The sequence below is a fragment of the Amycolatopsis taiwanensis DSM 45107 genome, from assembly GCF_000519205.1.
GTDB lineage: Bacteria > Actinomycetota > Actinomycetes > Mycobacteriales > Pseudonocardiaceae > Amycolatopsis_E > Amycolatopsis_E taiwanensis.
On sequence record NZ_KI912601.1, the window covers coordinates 182,575 to 199,392 of the forward strand.

Consider the following 16,818-nt stretch of genomic DNA (forward strand, 5'->3'; position numbering starts at 1 on the left):
CTTGGGTGGAAACACGACTTTGAAACGCACTCTAGTCCGCGCCGGCCATGCCCAGTGCTGCCTTGATCCAGTCGACCTGTACCCGCATCAGGTTCTCGGCGACGTCCTCGGCCTGCGGGCTCATGTGTGTGGTCCCGACCAGTGGCAGGAACGTGTGCGACCGTCCCGCGGCCAGCAGCGCCGCGGACAGTCGCAGCGAGTGCGCCACGAACACGTTGTCGTCGGCCAGACCGTGCACGATCAGCAGGGACCGGCGCAGTTCCGCGGCACCGGCGATCAGCGAATTCCGTTGGTAGGACTCGGGATTCTCCCCTGGCGTGCCGAGATACCGTTCCGTGTAGTGGGTGTCGTACAACGACCAGTCGGTGACCGGTGCGCCGGCGACCGCCGCGTGGAACACGTCCGGCCGCCGCAGCACCGCCAGCGCGGACAGGTACCCGCCGAAGGACCAGCCACGGATCGCGACCCGGCCGAGGTCGAGCTCGTCCCGCTCGGCCGCGACCGCCTGCAGCGCGTCGACCTGGTCGGCCAGCGGCACGTCCGCGAGCTCGCCGGCGACCGCCTTTTCCCAGTCCCTGCCCCGGCCCGGCGTGCCCCGCCCGTCCGCGACCAGCACGGCGAAACCCTGATCCGCCAGCCATTGGGAGGTGAGGAAGGCGTTGCGGCTACACAGCACACGCTGCGCGTGCGGGCCGCCGTAGGGATCGAGCAGGACCGGGAGCTTTCCGTCGCCGGGCCGGTAGCCGGTGGGCAACAGCAGTGCGACGCGCAGCCCTCGCTCGCCCACGGTCAACCGGATCGGGCGGGGCTCGATGCCCGGATCCACCGGGTACGAGCCGACCGTCGCGACGGGTTTGGAGTCCCGCACCACGGAAACCTCCGGCCCAGTGCGGTCGAGGCTCCACGACGAGAGCACCGCGACCTCCGCCGTACCACCACCGACGTGCACACCATCCGATGTGGACAGACGAACGACCTCGCCGCCTTCCGTGCGATACACGTGAATCTGCGCCGGGTCTTCCGCGGAGGCGCTGAACAGCACCTCGTCGCCGACGTCGAGCACCGACCGCACCTGCAGCCCGGCCGGGGTCACCGGCTCGTCGTTGATCACCAGCCGGTAGTCGCCGTCGGCGGCGCTCACCCGCACCAGCCGCCCGTCCCTGGTCCACGCCGGCACACCGGACACCAGCTCGACCCAGTCCGGGTCGGTTTCGGTGTGCAGGAGGGTGGTCGAACCGTCGACGGGGTCGACCGCGTGGATCTCCAGGCGCCGCTGGTCCCGGGGCTGGACGGCCAGCAACGGTGGCCCGCCGGCCGACCAGTGCACCGCGGCGAGGTACTCCCAGTCGCCGCGCTCGACGTCCACGCGCGAGCCGTCCAGTCCGAGGAAGGACAGGGACACGGCGACGTTCGCGGTGCCGGCGGCCGGGTAGGCGACGGTGTTGGGAGCCGCTCCCGGGTCGGCCGGATCCGCGATCGTCCAGCGCGGCACGCCGCCGCGGTCGGTCCGCTCGGCCAGCAGGCACGAGCCGTCCGGCGACCACCAGTAGCCGCGGGCCCGGCCCATCTCCTCGGCCGCGATGAACTCGGCCAGTCCCCACGCGAGGTCTTCGCCGTCCTCCTCGACGAGCGCGCGGTCCGCACCGGTCGCGAGCTCGACGACGCGCAGCCTCCGGTCGCGGACGTAGGCGACGTACCTGCCGGTCGGGTCGGGCCGCGGATCGACCACCGCGCCCTCGCCCAGCTCGGTCACCTCGCGAGTGATCAAGTTCACCGTGTAGAGCCGACTGGAAAGCGAGAAGGCGGCGACGCGCAGTTCGTCGTCCACGCCGTAACCGACGACTCCGCCCGCGCTCTCCCGGCTGCGCTCGCGCCGGGCACGCTCCTCGGGCGGGAGCTCCTCCTCGCCGGGTAGCAGCACCGCCGCGTCCACCAGCTTGCTCTCCTCGCCCGACGCGAGATCCAGCTCCCAGAGGCTGTTTCGCCGGTCCGTACCGGACTCCGAGCGCAGGAACAGCAGCCTCGAACCGTCCGGGGCGACCCGGAACTCGCGTGGCGTGCCGAGGGTGAAGCGCTGGGTCCTGGCCTGCTTGCGAAGAAAGGACAGCTTCTCGTTCACGCCCGCACTCTTCCAGACTCCGGCCGGGCTTGGCGAGTGTCGGCGCGCCGCTCTCCCGCCGGGCCCGGGAGCAGAACCCCGAATTCGGGCCCCACTGCAACAAACTGCCGACAAGTGACAGAATCACGCAACGAATCGCCCATCCCAGCAACGTTTTGCGGGGTGAATCGGCACTGAAGCTCCCTTTAACCTGAGGGCATGACGACCTTCGCGGGCCCCGCCCCAACCGAGTTCATCGAGCTGGACGAACGCTGGAGCACCCACAACTACCATCCGCTGCCGGTGGTCATCACCGAAGCCGAAGGCGCCTGGGTCACCGACGTGACGGGCCGGCGCTACCTCGACTTCCTGTCCGCGTACTCGGCACTCAACTTCGGGCACCGGCATCCCGAACTGGTGGCCGCGGCCGTGACGCAACTCGGCCGCGTCACCCTCACCTCACGGGCCTTCCACCACGACGTGCTGGGCCGCTTCTGCGCGGAACTGGCCCAGCTCACCGGCACCGAGATGGTCCTGCCGATGAACACCGGCGCCGAGGCCGTCGAGTCGGCGCTGAAGGTCGCACGCAAGTGGGCCTACGAGGTTAAGGGGGTCCCGGCGGGGCAGGCGGAGATCGTTGTCGCGGGATCGAACTTCCACGGGCGGACCATCAGCATCGTGTCGTTCTCCACCGACGAGACGGCGCGCACCGGGTTCGGGCCGTACACACCGGGCTTCGTCGTCGTCAAGTACGGCGACGCGGCAGCGCTGGCGGACGCGATCACCGAGCGCACCGCGGCCGTGCTGCTCGAGCCGATCCAGGGCGAGGCCGGTGTGATCGTCCCGCCGGACGGCTACCTGGCGGAAGCGCGCCGGCTGTGTGACGAGGCGGGCGTGCTCCTGATCGCCGACGAGATCCAGTCGGGCCTCGCCCGCACCGGCACCCTGCTCGCGCTCGACCACGAACGCGTCCGCGCCGACCTGTACACGCTGGGCAAGGCGCTCGGTGGCGGGATCGTGCCGCTGTCCGCGGTGGTCGGACGGCGGGACGTGCTCGGGGTGCTCAACCCCGGCGAGCACGGCTCGACGTTCGGCGGGAACCCGCTGGCCTGCGCGGTCGGGCGCGCGGTGATCCGCCTGCTGTCGACCGGCGAGTACCAGCGGCGGTCCGCGTCACTGGGCGCGCACCTGCACGCCCGGCTCGGCGAGCTCGTCGGCCATGGGCTCGCCGAGGTCCGCGGGCGCGGGCTGTGGGCGGGCATCGACATCGCACCCGGTGGGTTGTCCGGGCGCGCGGCGTCGGAGGAGCTGGCCGGACGCGGCGTGCTGTGCAAGGAAACCCACGGCGCCACGTTGCGGATCGCCCCGCCACTGACGATCAGCCAGGAGGACCTCGACCAGGGCATCGACGCCATCGCCGCGGTCGTCCGCCGCCCCGCCACGAGTTGAACCCACGCCCTCGCTCGCGTCGGAGTCAGCTCACCGGGACGGCGTCGCGGGCGAGGGCGGTCAGGCGGCTGAGCGCGCGCAGGTACTTCTTCCGGTAGCCGCCCTGCACCATCTCCTCGCTGAACAGGGCGGACAGCGGCTGCCCGGAAACCACCACCGGGATCGCCCGGTCGTACAACCGGTCGGCGAAGGCCACCAGCCGCAACGCGACCGTCTGGTCGGGTGCCGGATGCACGCCGCGCAGGTGCACCACGGAAACGCCGTCGACCAACCTGCCGTACCGCGACGGGTGCAGGCGCGCCAGATGCGCGCACAACGCGTCGAAATCGTCCACAGTGGACCCTTCGTGGGCCGCCGCGGACGCTACGAGGGCGTCGTCGTCCACCGGCGGCGGCGCCTCGGGCAGGCCGCGGTGCCGGTAGTCGGGTCCGTCGATCCGCACCACGGAGAACCGCTCGGACAGCGACTGGATCTCACGCAGGAAGTCCTCGGCGGCGAATCGGCCCGCCCCGAGTTTCTCCGGCAGCGTGTTGGACGTGGCCGCGACGCGCACCCCGGCGCTGGTGATCTCGCGGAGCAGCCGGCTCACCAGCGTCGTGTCGCCCGGATCGTCCAGCTCGAACTCGTCGATGGCGAGCAGCCGATGCTCCGACAGCCGCTTCACCGCGTCGGCGAACCCCAGCGCACCCACCAGGTGGGTCAGCTCGACGAAGGTTCCGTACGCCTTCGGACCGGGAGCGGCGTGCCACATGGACGCGAGCAGGTGGGTCTTGCCGACACCGAACCCGCCGTCGAGGTACACGCCGGGCGCACCGTCCGGCACCGAAGACCCGAACAGCGTCCGCCACCGCGACTTCTTCCGCGTGCCGTCCGGGATCGACTCGGTGAACGCCGAGCATGCCTGCACCGCGGCCGCCTGGCTCGGCTCGTCCGGGCTGGGCAGGTAGGTGGCGAACCGGACGCCGTCGAAGCGCGGCGGCGGGACCAGCGCTCTGATCAGCTCGTCGGCCTCGATCTCGGGGAACCGGTCAGTGAGGTGCATGAATTCGAATTTAAGCTGTCGCGCGCAGCACATCCGTTGAGGGTGGTGGTGGGCGAGGGCCGGCCTTGGCTGCTGTGAGCCGCCGCGCAGCGTCCGTTCGGGGTGTGGCGGGGGAACGGCCGGCCCTGGGCTGCCGCGCGGGTGGTGGCGGGCACATGCTGGGATTCAAGACATGCGCATGCTGTGGCCCGAATCGCTCGACGACCTGACCGACGACGACCTCGCGAAGATCTACGGGTATCCGGCGGAGGTCACCGGCTCCTGGGTGCAGGTGAACTTCGTCTCTTCCGCCGATGGCGCGGCCACCGTCGAGGACCGCTCCGAGCCGCTGTCGAGCCCTGCGGACAAGCGGATCTACCTGCTCGGGCGCGATCTGGCCGACGTGGTGCTCGTCGGCGCCGGCACCGTGCGTGCCGAGGGCTACCGGGGCGCGCGGGCCAACGACATCCGCCGTGAACGCCGCAAGCGCCTCGGTCTCGCGGAGATCCCGCCAATCGCCGTGGTCACCGCCAGCGCCCGGATCGACCCGGCCTGTGCCCTGCTCACGGACACACAGGTCCCGCCGATCATCATCACCACCGAAGAGGCACCGGCCGAGCGCGTGGCCGAACTCGCCGACGCCGGTGCGGAAATACTGGTCGCCGGACAGCAGCGGGTCGACCTGGCCGCCGCGCTGGCCGAACTGTCCCGCCGCGGGCTCAAGCGCGTCGACTGCGAGGGCGGCCCGTGCCTGTTCGGCGAACTGATCGCGGAGAACCTGGTCGACCAGTTGTGCCTCACCGTGGCGCCGCTGCTGGCCGGTGCCGGGGCGGACCGTATCGCGGTCGGCCCGGCGACGACCGAGTCCCGCCACCTCGAGCTGGCCTCGATCCTGCACGAGGACGGCTTCACGATGCTCCGCTACCGGCGACGGACCTGACACTGTCCGGCCGTCCACATCCGACTGGGGGCAGACCCGCTTACCGGCTGCTCACCGTGGCCGTGCGAAGGTCGGAGCGGACATGGATCGACCACGAGGGGAAAGCGCCTTGCGCCGCCGTAGGAGGCTGTTGCTCGCCCTGCTCGTGCCCGCCCTGCTCACCGGGTGCACGGCCGGGCCGTCGGACCGTCCGGCCATGCTGGAGAACGACGAGGAGTCCGCGGCGCCGACGACAACGTCCCCCCAGGACGTGCCGCTGCCGCCACTGGCCGAGCCGCGGTCGCCGACGATCCACTGGTCCGACTGCGACCAGCAGACCTTCGCCCGGTTCGATCCACCCGCGGTGCCGGACTCGCTGTCCCTCACCTGCGCCACGGTGATGTCGGTGCTCGACGCACCGGACCTGCCCGGCCGCGTCCCGATCGACGTCGCGCTGCTGAAGGCGGGCGACGGGCCGATTCCCCTGGTGGTGCTCAACGATGTCGAGGGCGAGGCCGGCACCGCCTACGCCGCGCATCTGGCCGCGAGCCTGCCTCCGGAGCTGTTGCAGCGGTTCTCGCTGATCGGCGTGGACCGCCGCGGCACCGGTGACTCCGACCCGCTCGGCTGCCTACCTCCGGAGGTGCACGGGCCGCTGCTGTCGCAGGATCCGGCCGGCGCCGGCATCGACGGCGTGCTCGACGCCGCCCGCCGGTCCGGCCAGCAGTGCGCGATCGACCTGGGCAGCTCGCAGCTGGCGATCGACAGCTGGCGTGCCGCGGGCGACCTGGAGGAGATCCGGGACGCGCTCGGCACCCCCACCCTCAACGCGATCGCGCACGGCGAGGCGTCGCGGGTGCTGATCTCCTACGCTGCCCGCTTTCCAAAACACCTCGGGCGAGTCGTGCTGGACGGCATCCCGGACCCGTCGCCCGATCCGGCCACCAAGGTCACGGACCAGGCCGAAGCCCAGCTGGCCGTGCTGGGCGCCTTCGCCCGGGACTGCGCGGCCCGGCACTGCGCGCTCGGCACCGACGCCACGAGCGCGGTGAACGCGCTGCTCGACCAGCTGCGCTCGGCGCCGGGTCCGGCCATCGGGGGTGTCGGCTTCGGCCCCGGGCTGGCGATCAACGCGATCGCCGTCGGCCTCGCCAACCCGGTGCGCTGGCCCGAACTCGGCGACGCCATCCAGGCCGCGCGCGGCGGCGACCTGTCGAAGCTGACCGCGTTCGTCGCGCCGCTGGTCAACGGCACGGAGCCGGTGCCGTCCCGGCTCGACGGGGCGCTGGCCACCGAATGCAACGACAGCGCGGACCGGCTGTCCGTGAACCAGATCAGCGCACTGGCCGATCAGCTGCGGAGCCGGTTCGCGCCGTTCGGCGCGCTGGCGACCCAGCGGCTGACCTGGTGCCTGCCCTGGCCGGGCAACACCAACACACCGGTGTTGCCGGGCAACGTCGCACTGCCGCCGATCCTGGTCACCAGCGCACTGGCCGACCCCGTGACGCCGGAACCCGGCACGGCGCGTGCCGCCCAGCAGCTGCCCAGCGCGGTCCGGGTCTCCTGGCAGGGCGCCGGGCACGCCGCCCTGATGTCGCCGTGTGTCGCCGACGCCGTCCGCGCGTTCCTGGTGGACGGGAAGGTGCCGGCGAACGGCACGCTCTGCCCCGCTTAGGGGCGGCCACGACCGGCCGATACGCTTCCCGACTGATCGCATAGTCGAGTGCCACAGAGGGGTCACCGTGTCGTCATCCGCCGTCGAGGCATTGGCCGACGCGCCGGTTCCCCCGCCGCAGAGGCGACCGATTCCGTGGCCGGCGTTCTGGGTGGCGTCGGTCCTCGGCCTGGTGGCCGCCGCCGAGTACCTCAAGGAGGTGCTCGCCGACCGCGGCGCGCTGATGCACCTGACGGACCTGAGCGTCTACCGGATCGCGGGCATGCGGGTCCTGGACGGCATCTCGGTTTACGACACGCCGCTGTACGGCCACACCCGGGGGGTCTGGGAGTTCGTCTACGCCCCGTTCTCCGCGCTGCTGTTCGCGCCACTGGCCAAGCTGGACGGTGATCCGCTGACCTACGTCGGCGCGATCGGGAACTTCGCGATCCTGGCGCTGGGCGTGTGGGCGGCGTTGGCAATGCTCGGCTACCGGCGCGACCTCCGGCTGGTGGTGGTCAGCCTGCCGGTGGCCGGGCTGCTGCTGTGGATCGAGCCGATCCGGCAGACCATGGGGTTCGGGCAGGTCAACATCCTGCTCATGTCGATCGTGCTGGTCGACCTGGCACTCCCGGATTCCTCCCGGGTCAAGGGCGTGCTCACCGGGATCGCCGCGGGCATCAAGCTCACCCCCGTGTTCTTCGTGCTGTATCTGCTGTTCACCAGGCGCTACCGGGCGGCGGCGGTCTCCGTCGGCTCGCTCGCGGCGACGGTGGTGATCGGGTTCCTCGTCCTGCCGCACGATTCGGCGACGTTCTGGTCGGGCGCGTTCGCCGATCCGACCCGGGTCGGCGTGCCGGAGAACCCCGACAACGAGTCGCTGCGGGGGTTGTTCGCGCGCAGCATCGGGCTCGTGGGCGGGACGCAGTTGCTCTGGCTGGCGGCGGCCGCGGTGATCGCGCTGGCCTGTCTGCTGCTCGCGCGTCGGCTTTCCTTTGCCGGCGAGGAACTTCTCGCCGTTGTGCTGTGCGGGCTGACCACCACCGCGGTGTCGCCGTACAGCTGGGTGCACCACTGGGTGTGGCTGGGCGCACTGATCATCTACCTGCTGCATGCATCGCTGCGACCGTGGGCGGTGGGCAGCTGGATCAGCCTCGTGCTCGTCTTCGTGGTCGCCTCGGGTGGCGTGCTGATGTTGTTCGATTACCCCGAAAGCAGCATCCTTTTCTTCCCGTCGTGGGGCCATCTCGGCGTCGTTTATCACAACGCCTACATCTGGCTCACCGTGGTGATCCTGCTCGTCGTCGCGATCGCGCAAGCCGTCCGCCGCCAGGACGCCGTCGTAACGAGTGAAGGCGTGCGGAGTCCCCACTAGGGTCGGTATATGCCATTCGCGATCTCCATCCCGCAGTTCTATTCCGATGGTGCCTTCGACCCGACCGCCTTCCGCACCTACGTGCGACGCGCCGAGGCGCTCGGCTACCACAGCGGCTGGACCCAGGAGCAGGTTCTGGGCCCGGGGCCGAACCTCTCGCCTGTGGAGACGATGACCTACGCGGCCTCGTGCACCGAGACGCTTCGCCTTGGCTGCGCCGTGTTCGTCACGCCGCTGCACAACCCCGTACACCTGGCGAAGAGCCTGAGCTCGCTGGATCAGCTCAGCCGGGGCCGGCTGGAGATCGGGATCGGCACGGGCGGCCGGGGCCGGATGTTCTCCGCGTTCGGGGTCGACCCGGATCGCCTGGTCACCCGCTTCACCGAGGGACTGCGGGTGATGAAGGAGCTGTGGACGCAGCCCAAGGTCACCTTCGAGGGGCGGTTCTGGCAGCTTTCCGAGGCGGCCATGGAGCCGAAACCGTTCCAGAAGCCACATCCGCCGGTCTGGTTCGGCGGCAGTCACCCAGCCGCGCTGCGCCGGGCGGTCCGGCTCGGGGACGGCTTCTTCGGCGCCGGCTCGACGACCACGGCCGCGTTCGCCGAGCAGGTGCGGATCGTGCTCGAGTCGCTGGCCGACGCGGGACGGGACCCGAAAACCTTCCGGATCGCGAAACGCGTCTACATCACGGTGGACGACAACGTCCAGCGCGCGCGGGAACGCACGGCCGAGGGGCTGGAGATGATCTACGGCGACTTCAGCCGGCGGCTCGGGTCGGTCGCGGTGGCCGGCACGCCCGAGGACTGCGTGCGGGGCGTGCAGCAGGTCATCGACTCCGGCGCCGAACTGGTCCTGTTCACCCCGATGTTCGACCAGGCCGCCCAGATGGAGCGGGTGGCCGCGGAGGTCATCCCCCAGCTCACCGGCAGCGTTGATCCAGGTTGACCGGGCGGCCAGGCGGGTGCAATACGGTAGGGCCATGTCCCGCCGCACCAAGCTGATCCTCGCGCTCGCCGTACTCACCGTGGCGGTCGCGGCTGCCTTCCTCCTGCGCCTGCCCGCCCCGGCGCAGGTGCGGGACTGGGCGGCGGGCAGGGGCTTTCTGGCCGCCGTGGTGTTCCTGGCCGCCTACTCCGTGCTCACGGTGGCGCCGGTGCCCAGGACCGTGTTCAACCTGGCGGCCGGGCTGCTGTTCGGCAATCTGGCGGGCATCGGCATCGCGATCACCGCCACGGCGATCTCGGGCATGCTGGGCTTCACCGTGGCCCGGCTGCTCGGCCGTGACCTGGTGACCCGGCACCTGCACCGCCGGTCCGTGCGCACGGTCGACGAGCGGCTGGCCGGTGGCGGCGTGCTCGCCGTCATGTCGCTGCGGCTGATCCCGGTGGTACCGTTCGCCCCGCTCAGCTACTGCTGCGGGATCCTGTCCGTGCGGCCGCTGCCCTATCTGGCCGGCACCGTCGTGGGCAGCGTGCCCGGCACGATCGCGGTGGTGGTGCTGGGCGACGCGCTCACCGGCGGCACCCCGCCGGCGCTGGTGGCGTGCTATGCCGTGTTCGCCCTGGCCGGAGCGCTGGGACTGATCAAGGTGGCGCGAGGGGCAGCTTACGACGGGCGCACGAACCAGGCCGCTACACTCGGTCCGGTGCGCGAGAAGCTCGTTCGCGCTCAACGAAGCCAAGAAATGCGGGTAGTTTCCGAGGAGTAGTCGCCATCGACACCGGTCAGCTGATCGCAGGGCACTATCGCCTCGTTGAGCACATCGGCAGCGGCGCCATGGGCGTCGTCTGGCGCGCGGTCGACGAACGCCTGGAACGCTCGGTGGCGGTGAAGCAGATCCTCGCCCAGCCGGGGATGTCCGAGACCGAGCGCAACAACATGCGCCAACGGGCGATGCGCGAGGCGAAGAACGCGGCACGATTCCAGCATCCCAACGCCATCGTCGTGTTCGACATCGCCGAGCACGGCGGTGATCCATGCCTGGTCATGGAGTACCTGCCATCACGAAGTCTCTCCGCGGTGCTCGCGGAGCGGACCACGCTGCCGCTCAGCCAGGTCGCCAGGATCGGTGAGCAGGTCGCGTCCGCGCTGGTGGCCGCGCACCGCGCGGGCATCGTGCACCGCGACATCAAGCCCGCCAACATCCTCATCGACGACTCGGGCACCGCCAAGATCACCGACTTCGGCATCTCGCGCGCGGCCGGCGACCTGACCCTGACCCAGACCGGGCTGATCGGCGGCACCCCCGCCTACCTGGCGCCCGAACTGGCGCGTGGTTCGGACCCCTCGTCCGCCTCGGACGTGTTCTCGCTCGGCGCGACGCTGTACCACGCGCTGGAAGGCCAGCCGCCGTACGGCAACACCACCAACCAGCTCGCCCTCCTCTACACCGCGGCGAACGGGCAGGTCATCCCGCCCCAACAGTCCGGCAAGGCGACCGCGCTGCTGATGAGCCTGCTCCGGATCGAGCCCGACGAACGCCCGAGCATGGCCGAGGCGCGAGACAGACTCGCGGCGCTGGCAGCAGGCGAACCCGAGCCCGCCTCGGGCACGCTGCTGGCGCCTGGACTGAGCACCACCGGCCGGCAGCCCGCCATTCCGCCCATCCCGGCCGACCCGCCGCCCCCCGTCGCGCCGGCCGAACGCCCGCCGTGGCAGCGCGTCGACAATCCCGTCGCCGGCCACGTCGGCGGCAATGCCGCTCCGCCGCCCCGGCTGCAGAACCCGACCGCGGCCTTCATCCCGTCGAACAGACCACTCGTCGGGTCGCCGCAGGCGGTCTCCGACCCCAAGCGCAAGGGCATCCTGATCGGTTCGCTCGCCGCGGGCGTGGTGGTGATCGCCGTCGTGGTGTTCCTGATCGTCAACATGTCGGGCAACGGCGGCAACAACCAGGGCCAGCAGGGCAACACCGGTGGCACCTCGCAGCCGGCCTCCCCACCGCCTTCCAGCCCGTCCTCATCGGCTTCGGTACCGTCGGCGGCGCTCGGCACGTACCCCAGCGGCGGCAAGCTCGACATCATCCCGGCCGCCAATTTCATGAAGGCCTTCCTCGACTCTCTGGGCACATCGAGCGCGTGGAACCAGTTGACGCCCGCGGCGCAGCAGGTCTACGGCAGCCAGGAGGCGTTCGCATCCTACTGGGCCCAGCACGTCATCCAGACGTACAAAACCATCAACGCGGACAACGGGCTGAACGCCGATGGCTCGGCCGAGATGTTCGTCTCGGTCGAGGGAGTGCCCGGACGAACGCATTGGCGCATCGTCAACACCGGGTCCGGGATGAAGATCGACGCCGATACCCGCTTGTTCTGATGCGCTACCGTGGTCGCATGGCCACCGAACCGGCCCGCAACCACCGCTTCGAGGAGGACCTGGTCGGGCTCGACCCGGCCGACCCCGAGGCGCAGGCCTTCGCCGCGCACCTGGACCGCATGGAGCGCTGCGAGCCGGCGTTCACCGTCGAGGCATCGCTTCAAGGGGTGTCCGACTTCGCCGACTCCAGCACCCGCGCGAGCGGGCCCCGCTGGTTCTTCGCGGCCCTGGTCGCCGCGCTGATCGTGCTGGGCGTGCTGGTCAGCGCGTGGGACATCATCGTCCGGGCCGTCGAGTGGCTCTCCCAGTGACTCCGGCTCGTGGACGGGTAGATTCGAAGACATGGCATCCGGAACGGAATCCGAACCACGCGTGGTGAAGTCCGACCAACAGTGGCGGGAGCAACTGTCCCCGCAGGAGTACGCGGTGCTCCGGCAGGCGGCCACGGAGCGCCCGTTCACCGGCGAATACACCGACACCAAGACCGAGGGCGTCTACGAGTGCCGTGCCTGCGGCGCCGAACTGTTCCGCAGTGACACCAAGTTCGAAAGCCACTGCGGCTGGCCGTCCTTCTACGATCCGGCCGACACGGACGCGGTGATCCTGCGCGAGGACCGCACGATGGGCATGGTCCGCATCGAGGTGCAGTGCGCCGCCTGTCACAGCCATCTCGGGCACGTGTTCGAGGGCGAGGGCTACGCAACCCCGACCGACCAGCGTTACTGCATCAACTCCATCTCGCTGAAACTGGTCCCGGCCAGGTAACCCTTTTCCCCCTCGCACGCCCGGTGGCGCGGATATCCTCGGCCGGTGAACGAGCCCTGGGGGATCTCGGGTCCCGAATTTCTCGCGATCTACGCCTGCCTGCTCGCGCTGCCGGTCGTGCTCATGCTGGGATGGTTGGTCGCGCTCCGGGGACGGCCGGCCACGATCGTCGCGCCGCTGCCCAGCGCCTACCACTACGCGTACCTGATCGGAGGCCCGGACCGGGTCGTCGACACGGCCACCGCCACCCTGATCGACCAGGAGCACCTGCGCGTCGACAGCAGGGGCAGGCTGACGGCGATCGGACGGCGGCCGCCGTCCGAACCGCTCGCCGCGGAAATCTGGAGATCGGTCCGGGAGAACCCGTCGCGCCCGGTCTTCTCCGTTCGCGCCAACCTCGGCCGCCACTCCCTGGTCACGCGCATTGGCGCCGATCTCGTCAACCGTGGCATGGTCGTGCCGAAGGTGAAGCTCACGGACGTCTGGTGGACCGTCGTCGTGCTGTACGCCCTGGTGCTCGCCCTTGGCATCGTCCGCATGTTCAACGGTCTCGTCCTGGAGCGACCGGTCGGCTATCTACAGTTGCTGATCGTGCTCGCGACGCTGCTGACCATTACCGCCCTCGGGAGCAGGCGCCGGTTCACCACGACCGTGACCGCACGCGGCGCCCAGGCCCGCCAGGCCGCGCAAGCGGGACAGGTGGCTCTCCTCACCGGCGTCGTCGGCGCGGTCGTGGTCGGGGGCCTGCCGGAGTATCCCGACCCGGAGATCGGTGCCGCTTTCGTCCCATCGCCGGGCTGGAGCGGCTCCACCGGCGGAAGCGGGTGCTCCTCGGTCGACAGTGGCAGCAGCTGCGGGTCCAGCAGCAGCGGCAGCAGTTGCGGTGGTGGCGGCTGCGGTGGTTGAGCCGTAGCTACGGAAGGTTGGTGATCAGTTCGGCCGGCGGCACCCGGGTGCCGGTGTAGAACGGGATTTCCACGCGAACGTGCCGTCGCGCCTCGGTCTCCCGCATGTGCCGCATGAGGTCGACGATCCGGTGCAGTTCGTCCGCCTCGAACGCCAGGATCCACTCGTAGTCGCCGAGCGCGAACGACGCCACCGTGTTGGCGCGCACGTCCGGGTAGTTGCGGGCCTTCATGCCGTGGTCGGCGAGCATCTTGCGGCGCTCGTCGTCCGGCAGCAGGTACCAGTCGTAGGAACGGACGAACGGGTAGACGCAGACGTACTTACGCGCCGCCTCGCCTGCCAGGAACGCCGGAATGTGGCTCTTGTTGAACTCGGCGGCCCGGTGCAGCGCGAACTGGCTCCAGACCGGGACGGACACGCGTCCCAGCGGGGTGCGCCGGAACCCCGTGTAGGCGGCCTGAACCTGCTCGGCCTCCTCGGCGTGCCACCAGATCATGAAATCGGCGTCCGCGCGCAACCCGGAAAGGTCGTAGACGCCACGGACCACGACTCCCTTGTCCTCGAGCGCGTCCAGGTACTCGGTGGTCTCGCTGGCCGCCGCGCCACGGTCGTCGGGCAGCCGGCCGGGCTCGACCCGGAACACCGACCAGGCGGTGTAGCGAATGGTGTCGTTGAGCTCGTTGTAGTTCAGGCGGGCCATGTCTCCATCATGGCACCAGCGGCTCCTTCAGCGTGCGGGTGTGGACGTGATACGTGCCGCTGCCGCGTCCGCGGTGGCGATGCAGGCGGGCACGCCGACGCCGTGCAGCGCCGCCCCGGCGATCGCCAGTCCGGGCACCTCGGCCACGGCACGCTCGATCGCCTCGACCCGTTCCCGATGTCCCACCCCGTATTGCGGCAACCCACCGCCCCACCGGGTGACCAGGGTGTCCACCGGCGCGATGGTGATCCCGGTCAGCTCGGCCAGATCCGCCCGCACCCGGCGCACGAGTTCCTCGTCGTCCGCGCGCAGCGCCTCGGGCTCGCCGAACCGCCCGACCGAGCCGCGCACGAGTACCCCGTCCCGGCCCAGATGCGCCCACTTCCGGCTGGAGAAGGTGAAGGCCTTGGCGGTGAACGGGGTGCCGTCCGCACGGCGCTCCCCGGCCGCGATGAGCATGCCGGAGGCGTCCGGCAGCTCGGTCCCCGGCGGCAGGGCCAGTGCGACCACGGCCATCGAGGCCAGCTCGATCTTCGCGAGGGCTGCCGACGCCCGCGGCGCCACTTCTTCGGTGAGCCGGCGCGCCGCCGGGGCGGGTACCGCCAGAACGACCGCGTCGGCCTCGACGGTCTCGGTCAGCCCGACGTCCAGCCGCCACCCGGCCGCCAGCCGGTGCAGCCCGCACACCGTGACGCCCAGGCGCACCTCGGCCTTCGCCCGCTGCACCAGCCGGTCTATCAGCGTGCCCAGGCCGCCGGTCAGGGTGCCGAACACCGGCGCCGGACTTGGCGAAGCGGGCAACAGTGACGAAGCGGCCGCGGTCAGCGAACCGGCGCCCCGGTCGAGCGCGTCGGCCAGCGCGGGCACGGTCGCGCGCAAGCCGAGGCTGTCCGAGCCGCTGGCATACACCCCGCCGAGCTGCGGATCGACCAGCCGGTCCACCAGCTCGTCACCGAACCTGGCGCGCAGGAGCTCGCCGAGTGCGACATCCCGCCCGCCCAGCGAAATCTGGGGCAGTCCCGGTTCGGCCGCGACGAGCTTCCGCCCGTGTTCGGAAAGCACTCCGGCCACTGCCTCGACAGACCCGGGAACGCCCATCACGGTGCCGCCGGGCAGGCCGGCCGACCGCCCGCCGGCGCGCACCGTGGAGCGCGCACCGGTCGGGTGAACCAGGTCCCCGGCGAGCCCGATCTCCTCGATCAGCGCGATTGCCTCGGGCCGGCGCGCCAGAAAGGCCTCGGCACCCACGTCATAGGCGTGGCCGCCGACCTCGGCCGTGCGCAGCTTGCCACCGAGCGCCTGGGTCGCCTCGAACAGCGTGATGGTCGCGCTGTCGCCGAGCCGGGTACGCAGGCGGTAGGCGGCGGCCGCGCCCGCGATGCCACCGCCGATGACCGCGATCCGCAGGGGCCCTGGCGAGGCCCCGGAGGGGCCCGTCATCAAACCTCCAGCCCGTGGACCAACTCCACCACGCGGGTCAGCACCTCGGGATCGGTGTCCGGCGGCACGCCGTGCCCGAGGTTGAAGATGTGCCCGGCGGCGGCGCGGCCCTCGGCGGCCACCCGGCGGACCTCGGCTTCGAGCACCGGCCAGGGCGCGCCCAGCAGGGCCGGGTCGAGGTTGCCCTGGACCACGGGCGGCGCCTCGCCGTGCGCGGTGAGCCGGCGCACCGCTTCGTCGAGCGGGATCCGCCAGTCGACGCCGACCACGTCGGCGCCCGCTTCGCGCATGGCCGGCAGCAGCTCGCCGGTGCCCACACCGAAGTGGATCCGCGGCACGCCGGCGTCGGCCAGCCCGGACAGCACGGCCGTCGAATGCGGCAGCACGAACTCGCGGTACTCCCGCTCCGACAGCGCGCCCGCCCACGAATCGAACAGCTGCACCGCGTTCACCCCGGCGTCGATCTGGACGCGCAGGAAGGTCAGCGCGGTCTCGGCCAGCCGCCCCGCCAGCGCATGCCACAACTCGGGCGCACCGTGCATGAGCGCCTTGGTGTGTTCGTGGTTGCGGCTCGGCCCGCCCTCGATGAGGTACGAGGCAAGGGTGAACGGGGCACCGGCGAAGCCGATCAGCGGCGTGTCACCGAGCCGCTCGACCAGCAGCCGCACCCCGTCGGCGACCGGCCGCACCTGCTCGGCCTCGAGCCTGGGCAGGGCCGCGACGGCGTCCGCGCTGCGGACCGGGGCGGCCACGACCGGGCCGGTGCCCGGCACGATGTCGAGGTCCACTCCCGCCGCGTACAGCGGCACCACGATGTCGCTGAACAGGACGGCCGCATCCACCCCGTGCCGGCGAACCGGCTGGATCGTGATCTCCGCGAGCATCTCGGGGTCGAAGCACGCCTTGAGCATCGGCACACCCTCGCGGATGGCGCGGTACTCGGGCAGGGAACGGCCGGCCTGGCGCATGAACCACACGGGCAGCCGGTCGGGACGGCCGCCTCGGGCGGCGACCAGGAAGGGGGCGCGGGAAAGGTCCCGGGTAGTGGTAACCATCGCTCACATCGTGCCACGGCCGTGTGACACCCCTTGTGTCAAGTCGCGGCAATCACGGTGACCACCGAGCGCGCGCTTCTGTCCCGTGTCTTGCGGGGGCTCCGCCCCCACACACCTGACT

15 protein-coding genes are annotated in these 16,818 nt (G+C 71.1%); 10 read left to right on the forward strand and 5 right to left on the reverse strand.

What is annotated here, in order from left to right; all coding sequences use genetic code 11:
* Nucleotides 1–31: 31 nt before the first annotated feature.
* Nucleotides 32–2,119, reverse strand: coding sequence for a S9 family peptidase (locus A3CU_RS0140355; RefSeq protein ID WP_027947004.1), 2,088 nt, complete (start codon nt 2,117–2,119; stop codon nt 32–34).
* 198 nt (nt 2,120–2,317) lie between these two features.
* Between A3CU_RS0140355 and rocD the strand changes: the two genes are divergently transcribed.
* Nucleotides 2,318–3,547: an ornithine--oxo-acid transaminase gene (gene rocD, locus A3CU_RS0140360; RefSeq protein ID WP_027947005.1), complete on the forward strand. Its 1,230-nt coding sequence runs from the start codon at nt 2,318–2,320 to the stop codon at nt 3,545–3,547.
* Between the two features lie 25 nt (nt 3,548–3,572).
* On the opposite strand, the gene zapE is transcribed toward rocD, so the two are convergent.
* Nucleotides 3,573–4,589, reverse strand: a complete 1,017-nt coding sequence (gene zapE, locus A3CU_RS0140365; protein WP_027947006.1) for a cell division protein ZapE — start codon at nt 4,587–4,589, stop codon at nt 3,573–3,575.
* A gap of 172 nt (nt 4,590–4,761) precedes the next feature.
* Between zapE and A3CU_RS0140370 the strand changes: the two genes are divergently transcribed.
* From A3CU_RS0140370 to A3CU_RS0140410, 9 genes are all read left to right on the forward strand, one after another.
* Nucleotides 4,762–5,508, forward strand: a complete 747-nt coding sequence (locus A3CU_RS0140370; protein WP_027947007.1) for a pyrimidine reductase family protein — start codon at nt 4,762–4,764, stop codon at nt 5,506–5,508.
* 82 nt (nt 5,509–5,590) lie between these two features.
* Nucleotides 5,591–7,162, forward strand: a complete 1,572-nt coding sequence (locus A3CU_RS0140375) for an alpha/beta hydrolase (RefSeq protein ID WP_027947008.1) — start codon at nt 5,591–5,593, stop codon at nt 7,160–7,162.
* 67 nt (nt 7,163–7,229) lie between these two features.
* The gene (locus A3CU_RS49215; RefSeq protein WP_052373031.1) at nt 7,230–8,516 is read left to right on the forward strand and encodes a glycosyltransferase 87 family protein; all 1,287 of its coding nucleotides are present in this window, start codon (nt 7,230–7,232) and stop codon (nt 8,514–8,516) included.
* 9 nt (nt 8,517–8,525) lie between these two features.
* Nucleotides 8,526–9,461 carry an LLM class flavin-dependent oxidoreductase gene (locus tag A3CU_RS0140385; RefSeq protein ID WP_027947009.1) on the forward strand — a complete coding sequence of 312 codons (936 nt, stop codon included), beginning with the start codon at nt 8,526–8,528 and terminating at the stop codon, nt 9,459–9,461.
* Between the two features lie 34 nt (nt 9,462–9,495).
* Nucleotides 9,496–10,224 (forward strand): TVP38/TMEM64 family protein, encoded by a 729-nt coding sequence (locus A3CU_RS0140390; protein ID WP_027947010.1) that lies wholly within the window; start codon nt 9,496–9,498, stop codon nt 10,222–10,224.
* A gap of 68 nt (nt 10,225–10,292) precedes the next feature.
* Nucleotides 10,293–11,831 (forward strand): serine/threonine-protein kinase, encoded by a 1,539-nt coding sequence (locus A3CU_RS0140395; protein ID WP_027947011.1) that lies wholly within the window; start codon nt 10,293–10,295, stop codon nt 11,829–11,831.
* 17 nt (nt 11,832–11,848) lie between these two features.
* Nucleotides 11,849–12,142: a hypothetical protein gene (locus tag A3CU_RS0140400; RefSeq protein ID WP_027947012.1), complete on the forward strand. Its 294-nt coding sequence runs from the start codon at nt 11,849–11,851 to the stop codon at nt 12,140–12,142.
* A gap of 31 nt (nt 12,143–12,173) precedes the next feature.
* The gene (gene msrB, locus A3CU_RS0140405; RefSeq protein ID WP_027947013.1) at nt 12,174–12,596 is read left to right on the forward strand and encodes a peptide-methionine (R)-S-oxide reductase MsrB; all 423 of its coding nucleotides are present in this window, start codon (nt 12,174–12,176) and stop codon (nt 12,594–12,596) included.
* Between the two features lie 45 nt (nt 12,597–12,641).
* Nucleotides 12,642–13,502, forward strand: a complete 861-nt coding sequence (locus A3CU_RS0140410) for a TIGR04222 domain-containing membrane protein (protein ID WP_027947014.1) — start codon at nt 12,642–12,644, stop codon at nt 13,500–13,502.
* A gap of 7 nt (nt 13,503–13,509) precedes the next feature.
* Here A3CU_RS0140410 and hemQ read toward each other — a convergent pair whose 3' ends face one another.
* Genes hemQ through hemE form a run of 3 tightly spaced genes read right to left on the reverse strand, consistent with a single transcriptional unit; the run spans nt 13,510 to nt 16,697 of the window.
* The gene (gene hemQ, locus A3CU_RS0140415) at nt 13,510–14,202 is read right to left on the reverse strand and encodes a hydrogen peroxide-dependent heme synthase (RefSeq protein ID WP_027947015.1); all 693 of its coding nucleotides are present in this window, start codon (nt 14,200–14,202) and stop codon (nt 13,510–13,512) included.
* A gap of 27 nt (nt 14,203–14,229) precedes the next feature.
* A complete protein-coding gene (hemG, locus tag A3CU_RS0140420; protein ID WP_052373032.1) occupies nt 14,230–15,642 on the reverse strand; it encodes a protoporphyrinogen oxidase in 1,413 nt (470 codons plus the stop codon).
* Entirely contained in the window at nt 15,642–16,697 is a 1,056-nt protein-coding gene (gene hemE / locus A3CU_RS0140425) for a uroporphyrinogen decarboxylase (protein ID WP_027947017.1), read from the reverse strand. Before hemE ends, hemG begins: the two co-directional genes overlap by 1 nt.
* Between the last annotated feature and the right edge of the window lie 121 nt (nt 16,698–16,818).